This window comes from Streptomyces pseudogriseolus (assembly GCA_002154585.1).
Taxonomy (GTDB): Bacteria; Actinomycetota; Actinomycetes; order Streptomycetales; family Streptomycetaceae; genus Streptomyces; species Streptomyces pseudogriseolus.
Window position 1 is genome coordinate 1 of record MUNG01000374.1, and the last position, 16,554, is coordinate 16,554.

Here is a 16,554-nt window from a genome sequence, read left to right on the forward strand (position 1 = left end):
CGCGCAGTTCGCGCAGCAGCTCGTCGTCGGTGAGGGAGGCGGAGGCCACCTTGTGGGCGGGGACGTCGAACTTCTCCAGGAAGGCGACGGCCTCGGTGTCCCACGGGGAGGCGAACCAGTCGATCCCCTTCTCCTTGCAGTAGGCGTCGATCTGGCGGTACTCGTCCTCGCCGAACTCCACGCGGTGGCGGTAGTCGATGTACGTCATCCGGCCCCAGGGCGTGTCACGCTCGATGTCCCACTGGTCGCGCGGGGTGCAGATCTCGGGGGTGCGCTTCTGGAACTTGACGGCGTCGCAGCCGGCCTCGGCGGCGGCGTCGATCAGCTTGAAGGCGTTGTCGAGGTCGCCGTTGTGGTTGATGCCGATCTCGCCGGTGACGTAGACGGGGCGGCCGGGGCCGGCCTCGCGGGAACCGAGGGTGCGGATGCGGGAGTTGGTGCTCATGACCTGGGGTTTCCTTACTGGGGGAGGGAATCGAGAGAGGGACCGAGGATCCAGCCGGCGATCTCTCGGATCGCGCCGTCACCGCCGGGGAGGGTGGTGACCGCACGGGCGGCGCCGCGTACGGCGTCGTGGGCGCTCGCGACCGCCACGGGCCAGCCGACGAGGGCGAAGCACGGGAGGTCGTTGACGTCGTTGCCGACGTAGAGCACGCGCTCGGGCGCGATGCCCTGCTCCTCGCACCACTGCTTGAGGGCGAGGTCCTTGCGGTCGACGCCGTGCAGCACGGGGAGCTTGAGCTTGCGTGCGCGGGCGGCGACGACCGGGTTCTGCTCGGTGGACAGGATCAGGAGCTTGAGGCCGCCGCGGCGCAGGGCGGCGATGCCGAGGCCGTCGCCGCGGTGCACGGAGACGAACTCCCGTCCGTCCGCGTCGATCAGCACCCGGTCGTCGGTCTGGGTGCCGTCGAAGTCGAGGACCACCGCGTCGATGTCGTCGGCGGTGGGCAGGCCGGTGCGGCCCGCGTCGAGAAGGGGCGCGAGGGCGCGGGCCCGCGCGAGGTCGTGCGGGTCGTCGACCTCCAGGACGCGCGCCGGGTCGGTGCGCACGAGTTCGGTGCGGCCGAAGAAGCGGTGGCCGTGCTCGCGCAGGCCCGCGGCGTCCATGGCGTAGGCGGCGCCGGTCTCCAGGAAGTCCTGGGGGCGGTCCTGGCGGCGGGGGCGCACGGACTTGTCGTGGTTGACGCCGTGGCCTCCCCCGGCGGTCCCGGCGGCCCCCACGTTGGTGTCACGCCAGACGAAGCCGTGGAACGGGGCGACCGTCACCGCCGTGTCCGCGCCGTCCCGGGCGACCGCGGCGGCCACCCCGTCGACGTCCTCGCGGGTGAGGAAGGGGCTGGTGCACTGCACGAGCAGGACGACGTCCACCCGGGCGCCGTGCAGCGCCTCGTGGGCGTCCAGGGCGTGCAGCACGGCCGCCTCGGAGGTGGCGGTGTCGCCGGCGATGGCCGCGGGCCGCAGGACGACCTCGGCGCCCGCCTGCCGCGCGGTCTCGGCGATGGCCGCGTCGTCGGTGGAGACGACCACGTCCGTGACGTGCCGGGCGGCGCGGCACTCCCGTACGGCGCGGGCCACCAGGGGCACGCCGCCGACGGGGGCGAGGTTCTTCGCGGGGACGCCCTTGGAGCCGCCGCGCGCGGGAATGACGGCGAGCACCCGGCGGACGGCCGGAGAGTCGGACATGGGGTCAGCTCCTCGATGGGGGGTGCGGGCGGTCACAGCTCGCCCATGCGGCGGATCACGGGCGCCACGCGCTGCACGCCGTGGCGGTAGGCGCCGCGTGCGGTGCGGCGCACGATCCGCCGGACCGGGCCGGGCTCGCGGTCCGCGGCGGGCGCGCCGGGCAGCGGCGTCCCGTCGGGGCCGAGGTGGTGGCGGGCGAGGACGCCGGGCAGATAGCCGGGCGCGGTGACGGGGGTGTAGTACGGGGTGATCGGCGGGAGTCCGCCGGGCCGGTCGAGCAGCGCGGCGATACGGGCGCGGGCCGTGTCGAACGCCGTCGCGTAGCCGCCGTCGGCCGCCACGCCCTGCCGGGCCAGCCACTCCTCGTCGGGCTCCGGGCGGTGTCCGTCGTCGAGCTGGTCCCAGGAGGCGAGGCAGCCGGAGCCCACGAAGTGGTGGTTGCCGAGCGCCTCGCGGATGCCGAGGTCGGTGAGGACCGCGGTGGGGATGCGCCGGTGCAGCGACTCCAGGGCGGCCGTGGAGCTGACCGTGACCAGCAGGTCGGTGCGGTCCAGGACCTCGCCCATGTGCCCGTAGACGAGGCGGAAGTTGGGCGGCAGGTCCTGCCGCTGGGCGAGCTTCTGGTAGGGCAGTTCCTCGATGTGCGTGGTGTGTTCGCCGGGCCTGGAGCGCAGTTTCAGCAGCACCTCGCGCTCGGGGTGCCGGCGGGCGTGCCGCACCAGCCGCTCCAGCAGGTAGGTACGGTCCCTGCGGGTGTCCGGGACGGAGGGCTGGGCGGCGAAAACGACCGTGTAGGGCCCGCGCCCTTCGTGCTCGCCCTCGTACGCGGCGCCGCCCAGGAACGGCAGCGCGACCTCGGTCACCGAGGAGGCGTCGGCGCCCACGCCGTCGTACACGGCGCGGAAACGGTCCGCGTCCTGGCGGGAGTTGGCCAGCACCAGGTCGGCGCCGTGGCGCAGCAGCAGGCCGTCGGCGAGCTTCTCGTAGACGACGCCGACGTAACCGGTGACGACGACGGGCCGCCGCGGCCGGTCCTCCCAGATCCGCTTGAGTCCGTGCAGCATCGCCTGCACCCCGCCGCCGACCAGCGCGAGCACGAGGACGTCGTACGACTCCTCGCGCATCGTGCGCAGGAACTCGACGGCGGTGACCTCGCGGAGCGAGTCCGCGGTGACCCCGACCTCGCCGAGCTGGCGCGGGGTGGGGGTGGCGCGGCCCCGCAGCAGGAGTCCGTCCAGGCGGATGTCTCGCGGCGCGATGCGGTTCGCGGTGAGCGTGCCCCATTTCCAGCGGGTGTCGGAATCCGCGAGGACCGCCACCCTGAGGGGCTTCGTTGCACTTGCTGGCACGCCGGAAAAGCTAGGAAGCGAATTCCGCGAACGGCCCAACCGCGCCTCAACGAAAAGTTAACAACACACAGCCGGGGGCCGAACCGGCCTGGGAAAACACCCGAGGTAGGCGCGGTCCACCGGACCGACACACGGAGTTCACGGTCCGTACGGCCGGCGGAAAGAAAGCGCGCCGGGCACTCTCCTAATGTTTTCCGGGTGCCGAAGCTTTCCGTGATCGTCCCCTTCCGCAATGTCCGGCAATACGCGCCGGACACCCTCGGCGGCCTGCGCGCGAATGCCCGCCCGGATTTCGAGTTCGTTCTGGTCGACGACGGTTCCGAGGACGACACCCCGGTGCTCCTGGAACGGGCCGCCGAGGAGCTGTCCCGCGTCGCGCGCGTGCGGCATGTCCGACGGGACAGCGCCGGCGGGATCTCCGTCGCGCGCAACACCGGTCTGGACGCGGCGACCGGCGAGTACCTGACCTTCCTGGACGGCGACGACTGGTACGCCCCCGGGTACCTCTCCGGCCTGGTCGCCGCGGCGGAGGAGCTGGGCTGCGACTTCCTGCGCACGGATCACGTGCGGGTCACCGGGCGCTCCCGGTCCGTACGGCGGGTCCCGGTGGGGCTGCGGGACCAGGTGCTGGACCCGCGCGAGGTGATCCTGCCCGCCGACCGGACGACCGCGGTGGACTATCCGCAGGTGTGGGCCGGGGTGTACCACCGGCGGCTGCTCGAGCGGGGGCTGCTGCACTTCAGGGAGGAGCTGCGCACGGCGGAGGACCGGCCGTGGATCTGGCGGCTGCACCGGGAGGCGGAGTCGTTCGCCGTGGTGGGCCTGCTGGGCGTGTTCTACCGCAAGGGCGTCGCCTCCTCCCTCACCCGGACCGGGGACGAGCGCCAGCTGGACTTCGTCCCGGCCTTCGACCGGGTGGTGGCGGAGACGGCGGCGGACCGGGACGCGGACCGGCTGCTGCCGAAGGCGGTGCGGACATACTGCGCGGTGATGGACCGTCATGTGGCCGAGCGGGACAAGTTCGAGCCGGCGGTGGCCGCGCGGCTCCGGGGGCGGTGCGCGGACGCGCTGCGGCGGCTGCCGCGGGACGTGCTGGACGAGGTGCTGGACTCGATGGACGCGGGGCGGGCGGCGCGGCTGCGCCGGCTGCGACGGGCGCCGCTGCGCGCGGGAAGGGGTGCCGCGTGAGGGCGGCCGGTACACAGATCGTCTGCGTGAGCGGCCCGGCGGACGTCCTGGTGGCCGCCGCGGCTGCCGAGGCCGGGCTGCTGCCCCGGGCGCGGCGCAGGGTGCTGCTGGTGTGCGACGACGCGCCGGTGCCGGAGGCGGCCCCGCCGTGGGACGAGGTGCCGGGCTTCGCACGGCTGCGGGCCCGCTTCGACGCGGTGCTGTCCTGGAACGAGGCGATACGGCCCTTCCACCCTGCGGCCTGGACGCCCCGCACGGAGGACGTGCCGCTGCTGGAGAGGCACTTCAGGAAGCTGTGGGGGCTCGGGGACGGCCGGGTGGAGCTGGTCCTCGGCGCCCCGGACACCGCGCCGGCGCAGTCGGTGGCCCGCGTGTTCACGGGCGCTCCCCTGCACGTGTACACGGCCGGCCCGGCGGGCTACGGACCCACGCGCGGCAAGCTCGACCCGCTGATCGGCACACGGGTGCGGCAGGTGCTGCACCTGGACCTGGTGCCGGGCCTCACGCCCCTGCTGCTGGGCGAGTTCGGCGCGCCCGCGCGCGCGATCCCGGCGGACGCCTTCCGGGCGGTGGCCAAGGAGGTCGCCCCGGCGGTGACGGGGGTGCCGGAGGGGGCGGCGCTGGTCGTCGGGGAGCGCCCGTCGGACCGGGCGGGCGCGGAGGACGCGCCGCACGCGGAGATGGTGCGGGCGGCGGCCCGACGCGGCCACGACCGGGTGGTGTTCGCGCCCCACCCCGCCTCTCCGTCCCGGCACGCCGCCGGGCTGCGGGCCGAGGCCGGCCGCCTCGGCGTGGACCTCACGGTTCTGGAGACGCCCGTCCCGGTGGAGGCGCTGTACGAGGCGTCCCGCCCGGCGCTGGTCGTCGGCTGCGCGTCGGCCGCGCTGTTCACGGCGTCCGCCCTGTACGGCCTCCCCGTCGCCCGCGTCGGCACGGAGCGCCCGCTGGGCCGGCTGACGCCGTACCACCATCCGCGGCGGGCCGCGCTGGTGCTGGCGGAGGCGGTGCTGCCGGGGGAGGCGGGCGGCGCGCCCGCGGCCGGCGACCTGGACGGGCTGCTGAGCGCCCTCGCGTTCACCATGCGCCCGCAGGTGCGTCCCGCGCTGCGGGCCGACGCGGAGCGGTATCTCGCGGCGGGCGCGTGGGACGCGCGGTGGTTCCCCCGGCGGCGGCTCACCGCGCTGGGCCTGCCCGGGGGTGTGCCGCGCCGGCTGGCGTTCCTGCCGCGGAGCCGGGCCGCCCGGCGGGTGGTGCGGCGGGTGCGGGCGCTGCGGAAGGCGGTCGGAAGGTGAGGCGCGGGGGACGCGGGCGGCCGACGGCCGCCCGCCGAGGACTGTTCACCGGGTGTCCATCCTCACGCCACCGGCGGCCCGCCGTGCTCGGGCACATTCGGCGTCCGGAACGAGGACGGTGGCACGGATGACGAACTCCCTGGCGGGACTGTTCAGGGCGCGGCGGAAGGAGGCCCCCGCACAGGCGCTCCTCGCCCGGGGGCTGCGCCTGTGCGGTGACCACCTCGCCGAGCGCGGCGAGGGCACGGGTCCCGGCGGCGCGCGGCTGGTCCGGGCGATCGGCGGGTACGCGGGGGCGCTCGCGAGTCCGTCGGCGGACCCGTTCGACGCCCTGCTGCGGGTCGGCGAGCGGGCCCTGGAGGCGGGCGGTCCCGGCGCGCCGGAGCTGGCGCTGGCCGTCGCGGACACAGCCGTGGAGATCCGGCAGCGGTCGAAGGGCGCCTGGCGGCTGCGCGGTCTCGCGCTGGACCGGCTCGGCCGGGAGGCCGAGGCGCTGGAGTCGTACGACCGCTGCCTGGAGCTCGGCGCGGAGGCGGCCGGCGAGGTGGCCCGCCGGGTCACCACGCTGCGCCGCCGCCGCGCCTGCCTGGAGAAGGCCGCCGCGCTGTTCCCGGGGGCGGCGGACCCGCTGCTCGCCCCGGCCGGCCGGACCACGGCGGTCACGGCGGCCGAGTTCGCCGCGTTCGTGCGGGCGCGCCTGTCCGAGCGGGGCCCTCAGGACGACGCCGTACGGCGGCTGCTGGCGCTGCACGCCTCCTACCGGCGGCTGCTGGAGCGGTCCGCGCTGCCCGACCCGCTGCTCGGCGGGGCCGAGCCGGTCGGCGTCACCGGGCTGCGGGGGCTGCTCGCGGGCCGGAGCGTGTGCCTGGTGTCCAACGCCCCGGCGGTGGCCGACAGCACGCTGGGCGAACTGATCGACGGCTACGACGTCGTGGTGCGCTGCGACGCGTTCCGGATCCGCGCCGAGGGCACCGGGGAACGCACCGGCCTGCACGCGGTGACGCTGCGCGGCGACACCCCGTGGGAGGGGCCCGCCTGGACCCGCCCGGCCGGGATCCGGCTGGTGTTCGGCGACCCGGCGGCCGCCTGGCGGCGCGCCCTGCGGCAGCGGCTGACGGCCGGGGCGCAGGAACACGTCGGGGACGCCTCGCTGCGCCGCCCGCTGGGCGATCCGGCGCTGCTCGGCGAGGACGGCTGGGACGCCCGGACCACCACCGCCTTCACCGTCCTGCGCCTGCTGGACTTCCTGGACGTCACCCCCCGCCTGGACCTCATCGGCTTCGACGGCGGCGGCACACTGCGGCCGCGGGAGGCCGCCTGGGTCCGGGACCGCGCCACGCACGTCGACGACCGCACGATGAGGACCGCCCTGCGATGAACACCGCCCTGGCGGACGACCGGAGCGCCGTCACCGGCAGACGCCGGATCGCCTTCGCCGTCCGCACCGACGCCGCCGGACTGCCCGGCACGGCCGCGCTGCTGCGCAGCCTCGCCCTCGCGGCCCCCGACGTCTGCGAGGACGTCGTGGTGCTGCACCCGGGCCTGCCGGACGAGGCGTTCGACGTGCTGCGCCGGCTGCACCCGCGGGTGGTCGCGCGCCGCGACGGAGGCCTCGCGGACCTGCTGCGGCCGGCCGGGTACGACACGGTCGTCGTCCTCACCCCGGACTCGGTCGTGCTCGGCGACGTCCGTCCGCTGCTGCGGCTGCGGCACGGGGTCGGCGCGGTGCCGCGCACCGGCGCGGACGACGCGCGCGGCGGGCTGCTCGACGGGGTGCTGGTGGTGCAGCGCGCCGACCTCGACGAGACGCTCCTCGCGCGGCTCGCGGCGGGCGAGGACCCGGCGACGGCGCTGGAGAAGGTGCTGACCCCGGTGGACGGGCGGTACGACTTCCCGGCCGCCCGGCTGGGCGACGACCTGCCGGTGCCGGCGGACGTGGCGGTGCTGCGCTTCCCCGCCGGGTCCGGTGCGCCGGCGTCGGGTCCGGCCGCCGAGGCTCGGGGCCGGTTCGAGACCGACGACGAGGCGTTCCGGGCCGCGTACTGCGCGCTGCCCGGCGAGAAGCACCCCGAGCTGCTCGCGCACCTCGCGCCGCCGCTGCTGGCGGCCCGTCCCTCCCTGGACCTGGCGCGGACGGTCGCGGAGGTGCACCGCAGGCAGGGACGGTACGACGAGGCGGTCGAGGTGCTCGGCCCGGTGGTGGGCGACCGGCTGGACGCGCCGCGCTGCCAGGAGACGCTGGGCGTGTGCCTGATGGCGCTGTCGCGCTACGCGGAGGCGGAGGCGCGGCTGCTGCTCGCGGCGGCCTCCCCCGACGTCGCGCCCCGCGCCTACGCGCAACTGGCGCGCCTGGCCTGGATCCTGGGGCGGGACGAGGACGCCCGCCGGTACGCCCTGGAGGGCCTGGACGCCGACCCCACCGACGCCGGCTGCCACGCCTGGCACGTCCGCACCCGGGCGGAGGAGGAACGGGCGGACGGCGGTGCGGACGGCGGCGGGGAGCCGGCGCCCGCGCGTGAACAGCTCGCGCACGTCGCGCTGTTCGCGGAGGGGCGGGAGAACGCCGGCGACAAGGTGCTCCCGGAGGCCGTACGGCTGTGCTTCGGGCCCGACACCGGGCCGCGCCGCTGGTACGCGCAGCCCGTGCACCGGCTGGTCGACGAGGCGGCGCTGGAGGAGCTGAACGCGCGGCGCGGGGTGGTCGTGGGCGGCGGCGGGCTGTTCCTGCCGGACACCTCCCCCAACGGCAACAGCCACTGGCAGTGGAACGTCCCGGACACCCTGCTGGAGCGGCTCACCGCGCCGCTCGCGGTGTTCGCGGTCGGCTACAACGTGTTCGACGGCCAGCCCTACCGGCGCGCCCGGTTCGCGGAGAGCCTGCGCGTGCTGGTCGAGCGGTCGGCATTCTTCGGCCTGCGCAACCACGGCTCCATCGACCGCGTCCGCGAACTGCTGCCGGCCGGGCTGCGGGACAGGGTGCGGTACCAGCCCTGCCCCACCACGGTCGCCCGCCGTCTGGTGCCCGGCTGGACCGACCCGGCCGAGCGGACCGACACGGTGCTGGTGAACTGCGCGTACGACCGGGCGGGGCTGCGCTTCGGGCACGACTACGGGCACTTCCTCGCGCAGACGGCCTTCGCGCTGCGCGGCCTGCGGGAGCGGGCGGACGTGCGGTACGCGGCGCACATGCCCGCCGACGAGCGGTTCGTGGACGACCTGCGCCGGGTGCACGGCCTCACGCTGCCCGTGGAGCAGCTGTACGAGCGGACGAACGGCGAGATCCGCGCGCTGTTCCGCACGTCCCGGCTGGTGATCGGGATGCGCGGGCACGCCGGGATGATCCCGTTCGGCTGCGGCACCCCGATCCTCAGTCTCGTCTCGCACCCGAAGCTGGCGTACTTCCTGTCCGACATCGGGCGCGAGGAGTGGGGGCTGTCGGTGCACGACCGGGACCTCGGGCCGCTGCTCCTGGAGCGGGCGGCGGCGGTCCTCGACGACCACGCGGGCGCCGTGGCGGACGTGCACGCCGCGCAGCGGCCCCTGTGGGAGGTCACGCGCGCCAACCTCGGCGAGTTGAGAGAGGTGTTCGGCCCGGCCTGACCCACCGCACCGCCGCCGCTTCCCGTCCCGAAAGAGAGAAACCCCGTGCCGAAACTGTCCGTCGTCGTCCCGATGCACAACGTGGAGGCGTTCGCGGAGAGCACCTTGCGCAGTCTCGCCGCCAACGCGCACCCCGATGTCGAGTTCCTGATCGTCGACGACTGCTCCACGGACGCCACGCCGTGGGTGATCGAGCGGTGGACGGAGAAGCTGCCGGGCGCGCGGGTGATCCGGCACGACACCAACCAGGGGATCGCCCAGGCGCGGAACTCCGGCATCGACGCGGCCGAAGGGGAGTACCTGGCGTTCCTCGACGGCGACGACTGGTACGGGCCCCGTCATCTGGCCGCGCTGGTGCGGGCGATGGACGAGCTGGGCTGCGACTTCGCCCGCACCGACCATGTGCAGGTGACCGGCACGGAGCGGGTGATCAAGCGGCCCCCGGCGCCGGTGCGGAACGCGGTGATGGATCCGCGGGACGGCATCGCGCCCGCCGACACGGAGACCATGGTCGACTACCCGTTCGTCTGGGCGGGCGTCTACCGCCGGCGCCTCTTCGAGGACGGCGGGATGCGCTTCGTCACCGAACTGCGCACCGCCGAGGACCGGTTGTGGATCTGGCGGCTGCACCTCACGGCGCGCAGCTACGCCTCCCTCGGCCTGCACGGGGTGTTCTACCGGCGGGGCGTCGCGACCTCCCTCACCCAGATCAAGGACGACCGCCAGCTCGACTTCATCCCGGCGTACGACCTGCTGCTGGCGGACGTGCGGAACGACCCGGAGTGCGACCGCTTCCTGCTGAAGGCGGTCCGCACCTACTGCGCCATGATCGCCTTCCATCTCGGCAAGGCGGACGCGTACGAGCCGTCGGCGGCCCGGCGGCTGCGGCAGGAGGCGCGTCAGGCGCTGCTGCGCATGCCGCAGGACGCGCTGGAGGAGACCCTGGCCACCATCGACAGCACCCGGAGCAGGCTCCTCGGCCGCCTGCGCGACGGGCGGAAGGCTGCCTGACCCATGGACCGCACGACTCAGATCTTCCAGGTCTCGACCCTGTACGGCGCCGCCACCCTGGCCGCGGCGCTGGACGCGGGGCTGTACGGACCGCGCGAAGAGGCCCGCCGGATCCTGCTGGTCTCGCACAACGCCGCCGTCCCGGAGACCGCGCTGCGCCTGGACGAGATGCACGGCTACGGCCCGCTGGCCGCCCGCTTCGACGAGGTGGTGAGCTGGAACGAGGCGATCAGCCCGTACCACCCGAGCGCCTGGGGCCCGCGCGGCTCCGACACGGTGCTGTGGCAGCGGGCGCTGCGGCTGCTGTGGAACATCGGCGAGGACGACCGGGTCGACCTGGCCGTCGAGTCGATCCAGGCCAACCCGGCCCGCGCGCTGGTCGCGATCTTCTCCGAGGCGTCCGTCGACGTGTACGCGGACGGGCTGATGAGCTACGGCCCGACCCGGGAGAAGCTGCCGCTGACCCTTGGCCGGCGCGTCCGCCGCCTGATCCATCTCGACCTGGTGCCCGGCCTGCGCCCGCTGCTGCTGTCCGAGTACGACGTGGAGCCGGTGATCGTGCCGGACGGGGCGTTCCGCGCGGTGCTGGACGAGGTCGCCCGGGAGGCGGCGGACGACCCGCTCCTCGCCCCGGTGCGCGAGGAGCGGCCGACGGCGGTGCTGCTCGGCCAGTACCTGGCGGCGATCAACATCCTGAGCGCGCGCGAGGAGGAGGACCTGCACGTGCGCATGCTCACCGGGGCGGTGCGCGCCGGTCACCGCTCGATCGTGTTCAAGCCCCATCCGACCGCCCCCGCCGGCTACTCGGCGGCCCTGCACAAGGCGGCGGCCGACGCGGGCGTCCGGCTCACCGTGCTGGACGCGCCGCTGCTCGCGGAGACGCTGTACGAGCAGGCCCGCCCCGAGCTGGTCGTCGGCTGCTTCTCCACGGCGATGGTGACTGCGTCCGCCTACTACGACGTGCCGGTGGCGCGGGTGGGGACGGCGCTGGTCCTGGACCGGCTGCGGCCCTACCAGAACAGCAACCGCATACCCCTGGCGCTGGTCGACCACCTGGTGCCGGACCTGGAACGGGACGAGACCCCGGCGGTGCTGGGTGCGGCGCCCGCGTCGCTGGAGCCGCTGGTGCGGACGATGGGCTTCTGCATGCAGCCCCGCACGTATCCGGCGCTCAGGGGTCAGGCCGAGGAGTGGCTGCGGGCCCACCTCGCCGGCAGCCCCGCCGCGTACTTCCCGGCCCTGCGCCTGGCCGAACTGGGGCTGCCGGGCAGCAGCCCGGCCACCCGCGCCCGGGTCCGCGCGGCGCGCGCGAAACGGAAGGTGGGCCGGGCGGTTCGCCGGGGCGGGAGGCGGTAGGCGGCGCGCCGGCCGTGGCTCGGGGGCGACGCCGGCCGCGGGCCGGTGGGGGCTTGTCGCGCGGTTCCCCGCGCCCCTTGAGGGCGCCGGTCGGGAAGCGCGCCCGAAAGGGGCGCGGGGAACCGCGCGAACGGTGGCATCGGGCACCGTCAGCCTCTGAGCCCGCGGGTCGGACCACCCACCCAGGGGCGCGGGGAACTGCGCGAGCGGCACCCACCTGCCGGCACCCGCCCCGAGGCCCCTCTCAGTTCGCCCCGTAGCGGGACTCGATGCCGGCGACGATCAGGGCGAGGCCCTCCTCGAAGTGCTCGTCGTAGTCGCCGAAGAGCGCCGCCCCGGCCTCGGCGGCGAGAGGATGGCCGGCCATCAGACGGGCCCGGGCCTCGACGTCGAAGCCCTCGCGGCGCTCGCCGGGCATCGGTTCGACGCCCTGCTCCTCGGCGACGAAACCGAGCGTGTAGAGGAACGTCGTCTGCAGCGCCCGGGCCGCCTGGGTCAGGGTGAGGCCCGCCGACGTGAGCAGCCGGAGGTTCGCCTCCTGCTGCTCGGCGTGCTCCAGGCCGGTGAAGCGGGTGCCGCCGAACACCTTCGCGCCGTCGCGGTAGGCGAGCAGCGTGCGGCGCAGAACCCGGTTGCTCCGCAGCAGCCGCTCGCGCCAGCCGTCGTCCGGGGCGGGCTCGATCCCGTCGGTCATCCGGCGGAACATCTCGGTCGCCATCTCGTCCAGCAGCGCCTGCTTGTCCTTGAAGTGCCAGTACAGGGCGGGCGCCTTGACGTCGAGTTCCCTGGCGATGGCACGCAGGGTCAGGCCGTCCAGGCCGACCTCGTTCAGCAGGGTCAGCGCCGTGGCGGCGACCCGTCGGCGGTCCAGCGGCGCGCGTCGTTCCGTGCTCACGCTTGACAACTTAACACCGTTAGGGAGACGCTCGGGCCGGCGGGCCACTTAACGCCGTTAAGGAGATGGATCATGAGCGACACCCCTGTCCTGATCGTGGGCGCGGGGCCGACCGGCCTCACCCTCGGCATCGACCTCGCCCGGCGCGGGGTCCCGGCGCTGGTCGTGGAGCGGGCGGACGAGCTGTTCCCCGGATCGCGCGGCAAGGGCCTCCAGCCGCGCACGATGGAGGTCTTCGACGACCTCGGCGTGCTGGACGCCGTCCGGGCGGGCGGCGGCCGCTACCCGGTCGGCATGCTCTGGCGCGACGGGAAGCGGCTGGGCGAGCACCATCTGATGGACCCGGTGGAGACCACCGAGGAGGCGCCGCACGAGGGCTGGATGGTGCCGCAGTGGCGCACCCAGCGGATCCTGCGGGACCGGCTGGAGGAGCTGGGCGGCAAGATCGCCTTCGGCCGCGAGGTCACGGACGTCACGCAGGACGAGGACGGCGTGACCGCCCACTTCGCCGCCGGGCCGCCGCTGCGCGCCCAGTACCTCGTCGCCGCCGACGGAGGGCGGTCGGCGGTGCGCCGGGCGGTCGGCGCCGGCATGACAGGCGAGGCGGTCGACCCGCTGCCGATGCTGGTGGCGGACGTGCGGATCGCCGGTCTCGACCGGGACAACTGGCACATGTTCCCGCCCCGCGAGGGACGGGACGAGTTCCTCACCCTCTGCCCGCTCGCCGGCACGGACGACTTCCAGCTGGTCGCCCGGTTCACCGAGGGCACGCGCGTGGACCTCTCCCCCGACGCCGTACGGCGGGTCGTGGCCGCCCGCACGCATCTCGCCGCCGAGGACGTCACCGACGTGCTGTGGGCCTCCGACTTCCGTCCGCGCGCCGCGCTCGCCGACCGCTTCCGCGCGGGCCGGGTGTTCCTCGCGGGCGACGCGGCGCACGTGCACTCCCCGGCCGGCGGCCAGGGACTCAACACCTCCGTGCAGGACGCCTACAACCTGGGGTGGAAGCTCGGCGCGGTGCTGTCCGGCGACGCGGACCCGTCCCTGCTGGACAGCTACGAGGAGGAACGGCGGGCGGTGGCCGCGGACATGCTCGGCCTGTCCACCCGCATCCACCGGGGCGAGGCCCGGCGCGGCGGGGCCACCCTGCAACTGGACCTGGGGTACCGGGAGTCCCCGCTCAGCGCGGAGACGCGCACCGCGCCCGGCCCGGTGCGCGCGGGCGACCGGGCGCCGGACGGCCGGGTGGACGGCGTGCGCCTCTTCGACGCCTTCCGCGGGCCGCACTGGACCCTGCTGGCACTCGGCACGGACGCCCCCGAACCGCCTCGGGGCGTACGGCTGGTGCGCGGCCCGTCCCACCGGACGTACGGCACGGGCCTGTTCCTGGTCCGCCCGGACGGCTATGTGGGGTGGGCCGGGGACGGCGCGGAAGGGCTCGGGGACTACCTGGGGCGGCTCGGGCGAGGCTGAGGCGCCGACGGGGTGTCCGGGGAGCGCCCCTGTCGCAAGGGGGGCCGTCCCCGGTCGCCTACGCGCTCGCCGTGGACAGCTTCGCCGCGAAGCCCAGGAACAGGGCGCCCGCCGCCGAGGTGGCGCCCGCCGAGAGACGGCGGCGACGGCGGAAGGCGGCGGCGAGCCGGGTGCCGCTGAAGATCAGCGCGCTGAGGTAGAGCACGCTGGCGACCTGGGCGAGCGTGCCGAGCACCACGAAGGACAGCGCCGGATAGGCGTAGGCGGGGTCGACGAACTGCACGAAGAAGGCGATGAAGAACAGGATCGCCTTGGGGTTCAGCAGGCTGACGACCAAGGCCCGGCGGAACGGGCGCTCACCCGCAGGGCCCGCGGCGGGGGCGGCCTCCGCCGCGCTCCCCTCCCCGCGACCGCGCCACATGCCCCACGCGGTACGCAGCATCCCGAAGGCCAGCCACGCCAGATAGCCGGCGCCGGCGTACTTCACGATGCCGAACAGCACGGCGTTCGCCTGGAGCAGGGAGGCGACCCCGGCGGCCGACAGCGTCATCAGGACGGCGTCCCCGCACCACACACCGGCGGCGGCCGTGTAGCCGGAGCGCACCCCGCGGCGGGCGGCGACGGACAGGACGTAGAGCGAGTTGGGCCCGGGCAGCAGGATGATCAGCACCAGGCCCGCGAGATAGGTGGGAAGGTCGACGACACCGAACATGGCAAGGAGTGTCGCACGCCGTGCGACACTCCTCGACCGCGTTTCGACCTGCGAGAACGAGCCTCAGAAGGCGTCACTCGGCACGTACGTGCCCCACACCTCGCGCAGTGCGTTGCACACCTCGCCGACGGTGGCGCGGGCCTTGAGGGCGTCCTTCATCGGGTAGAGGACGTTGTCCTCGCCCTCGGCGGCCTTCTTGAGGGCGGCGAGGGCGCTGTCGACCGCCGCCTGGTCGCGTTCGGCGCGGAGTTTCGCGAGGCGTTCGGCCTGCTGGGCCTCGATGGCGGGGTCGACGCGGAGGGGTTCGTAGGGCTCCTCCTCGTCGAGCTGGAAGCGGTTGACGCCGACGACGACGCGCTCGCCGGCGTCGGTCTCCTGGGCGATGCGGTAGGCGGAGCGTTCGATCTCGTTCTTCTGGAAGCCGTGTTCGATGGCGTTGACGGCGCCGCCGAGGTCCTCGACCTTCTGCATCAGTTCGAGGGTGGCGGCTTCGACGTCGTCGGTCATCTTCTCGATGACGTAGGAGCCGGCGAAGGGATCGACGGTCGCCGTCACGTCCGTCTCGTACGCCAGGACCTGCTGGGTACGCAGGGCCAGGCGGGCGGACTTGTCCGTCGGGAGGGCGATGGCCTCGTCGAAGGAGTTGGTGTGCAGGGACTGGGTGCCGCCGAGGACGGCGGCGAGGCCCTGGACGGCGACGCGCACCAGGTTGACCTCGGGCTGCTGGGCGGTCAGCTGCACCCCGGCCGTCTGCGTGTGGAAGCGCAGCATCAGCGACTTGGGGTTCTTCGCGCCGAACTCCTCCTTCATCACCCGCGCCCAGATCCGGCGGGCCGCACGGAACTTCGCGACCTCCTCCAGGATCGTCGTACGGGCGACGAAGAAGAAGGACAGACGCGGGGCGAAGTCGTCCACGTCCATGCCGGCCGCGACGGCGGTGCGGACGTACTCGATGCCGTCGGCCAGGGTGAAGGCGATCTCCTGCGCGGGCGAGGCGCCCGCCTCCGCCATGTGGTAGCCGGAGATCGAGATGGTGTTCCACTTGGGGATCTCGGCCCGGCAGTACTTGAAGATGTCCGCGATCAGCCGCAGCGACGGCTTCGGCGGGAAGATGTAGGTGCCGCGGGCGATGTACTCCTTCAGCACGTCGTTCTGGATCGTGCCGGTCAGCTTCTCCGCCGGGACGCCCTGCTCCTCGGCGACCAGCTGGTACAGGAGCAGCAGGAGGGCGGCGGGGGCGTTGATCGTCATCGACGTGGACACCTTGTCCAGCGGGATCCCGCCGAACAGCACCCGCATGTCGTCGATCGAGTCGATCGCCACACCGACCTTGCCGACCTCGCCGTGCGCGATCGGCGCGTCGGAGTCGTGGCCCATCTGCGTGGGCAGGTCGAACGCGACCGACAGGCCCATCGTGCCGTTCGCGATCAGCTGCTTGTACCGGGCGTTGGACTCCGTCGCCGTGCCGAAACCGGCGTACTGGCGCATCGTCCACGGACGGCCCGTGTACATGCTCGGGTACACACCCCGCGTGAACGGGTACGCGCCCGGCTCACCCAGCTTCTCCGCCGGGTCCCAGCCCTCGAGAGCGTCCGGCCCGTACACCGGGTCGATGGGCAGTCCGGACTCCGACTCGCGCGCCATGATGTGCATGCCTCCCGCTGAGCAGCGTTGCTCGATCCGATCGCCGGGCAGTCGCCAGTTACTCGCCAGTTACTCACCAGTACAGGCCGACCCTTCGACGGACTGTAGCGGTGCGCGTGCGGCCCGGTGGAGGGCCACACGCTGGGACCTTCCTCACAACCTCCGTGGGACCCCGCTCACAGGGCCGGCCCCGGCGGCCGTCGCATCCGGTCACACCCCACGATGCCCGCTGGTTCCGCTCCGGTCACGTCCGGGGTAGAACTCAGTGGAACTCCATAGAAGTCGGTGGAACTCAGGTGACGGCCGGGCAGGACCGGTACGGCGGGACGACGGGGGGCCGGGGTGCGCGGG

The 16,554-nt window shown here is 74.4% G+C and carries 13 protein-coding genes; 7 read left to right on the forward strand and 6 right to left on the reverse strand.

Annotation, left to right across the window (positions count from 1 at the left end; translation table 11 throughout):
• From CCN29_RS27975 to CCN29_RS27985, 3 genes are all read right to left on the reverse strand, one after another.
• A partial coding sequence (locus CCN29_RS27975) for an N-acetylneuraminate synthase family protein (RefSeq protein WP_442538522.1) occupies positions 1–445 on the reverse strand: 445 nt, incomplete at its 3' end.
• Positions 446–459: 14 nt separating this feature from the next.
• The gene (locus CCN29_RS27980) at positions 460–1,683 is read right to left on the reverse strand and encodes an acylneuraminate cytidylyltransferase (RefSeq protein ID WP_086685379.1); all 1,224 of its coding nucleotides are present in this window, start codon (positions 1,681–1,683) and stop codon (positions 460–462) included.
• Between the two features lie 32 nt (positions 1,684–1,715).
• A complete protein-coding gene (locus tag CCN29_RS27985) occupies positions 1,716–3,032 on the reverse strand; it encodes a DUF6716 putative glycosyltransferase (RefSeq protein WP_086685381.1) in 1,317 nt (438 codons plus the stop codon).
• A 198-nt stretch (positions 3,033–3,230) separates the two neighbouring features.
• On the opposite strand from CCN29_RS27985, the gene CCN29_RS27990 reads away from it, so the two are divergent.
• From CCN29_RS27990 to CCN29_RS28015, 6 genes are all read left to right on the forward strand, one after another.
• The gene (locus tag CCN29_RS27990; protein ID WP_006133411.1) at positions 3,231–4,220 is read left to right on the forward strand and encodes a glycosyltransferase family 2 protein; all 990 of its coding nucleotides are present in this window, start codon (positions 3,231–3,233) and stop codon (positions 4,218–4,220) included.
• Positions 4,217–5,512: a polysialyltransferase family glycosyltransferase gene (locus CCN29_RS27995; protein ID WP_006133412.1), complete on the forward strand. Its 1,296-nt coding sequence runs from the start codon at positions 4,217–4,219 to the stop codon at positions 5,510–5,512. Before CCN29_RS27990 ends, CCN29_RS27995 begins: the two co-directional genes overlap by 4 nt.
• Positions 5,513–5,639: 127 nt before the next feature.
• Positions 5,640–6,890 carry a tetratricopeptide repeat protein gene (locus CCN29_RS28000; RefSeq protein WP_006133414.1) on the forward strand — a complete coding sequence of 417 codons (1,251 nt, stop codon included), beginning with the start codon at positions 5,640–5,642 and terminating at the stop codon, positions 6,888–6,890.
• Positions 6,887–9,112: a polysaccharide pyruvyl transferase family protein gene (locus tag CCN29_RS28005; RefSeq protein WP_086685383.1), complete on the forward strand. Its 2,226-nt coding sequence runs from the start codon at positions 6,887–6,889 to the stop codon at positions 9,110–9,112. Before CCN29_RS28000 ends, CCN29_RS28005 begins: the two co-directional genes overlap by 4 nt.
• Positions 9,113–9,157: 45 nt before the next feature.
• Entirely contained in the window at positions 9,158–10,123 is a 966-nt protein-coding gene (locus CCN29_RS28010) for a glycosyltransferase family 2 protein (protein WP_006133416.1), read from the forward strand.
• A gap of 3 nt (positions 10,124–10,126) precedes the next feature.
• Complete coding sequence (locus tag CCN29_RS28015) at positions 10,127–11,479, forward strand: polysialyltransferase family glycosyltransferase (RefSeq protein ID WP_086685385.1); 1,353 nt, start codon at positions 10,127–10,129, stop codon at positions 11,477–11,479.
• 244 nt (positions 11,480–11,723) lie between these two features.
• Here the strand turns inward: CCN29_RS28015 and CCN29_RS28020 are convergent, their stop codons facing one another.
• On the reverse strand, positions 11,724–12,374 hold the full coding sequence (locus CCN29_RS28020; protein ID WP_086685387.1) for a TetR/AcrR family transcriptional regulator C-terminal domain-containing protein: 651 nt from the start codon (positions 12,372–12,374) through the stop codon (positions 11,724–11,726).
• A 72-nt stretch (positions 12,375–12,446) separates the two neighbouring features.
• Between CCN29_RS28020 and CCN29_RS28025 the strand changes: the two genes are divergently transcribed.
• Positions 12,447–13,847, forward strand: coding sequence for an FAD-dependent oxidoreductase (locus CCN29_RS28025; protein WP_086685388.1), 1,401 nt, complete (start codon positions 12,447–12,449; stop codon positions 13,845–13,847).
• A 58-nt stretch (positions 13,848–13,905) separates the two neighbouring features.
• Here the strand turns inward: CCN29_RS28025 and leuE are convergent, their stop codons facing one another.
• Both leuE and CCN29_RS28035 read right to left on the reverse strand, forming a co-directional pair.
• Positions 13,906–14,559 carry a leucine efflux protein LeuE gene (gene leuE / locus CCN29_RS28030; protein ID WP_006133421.1) on the reverse strand — a complete coding sequence of 218 codons (654 nt, stop codon included), beginning with the start codon at positions 14,557–14,559 and terminating at the stop codon, positions 13,906–13,908.
• A gap of 63 nt (positions 14,560–14,622) precedes the next feature.
• Positions 14,623–16,203 (reverse strand): acyl-CoA mutase large subunit family protein, encoded by a 1,581-nt coding sequence (locus tag CCN29_RS28035; protein ID WP_006133422.1) that lies wholly within the window; start codon positions 16,201–16,203, stop codon positions 14,623–14,625.
• Positions 16,204–16,554 lie beyond the last annotated feature (351 nt).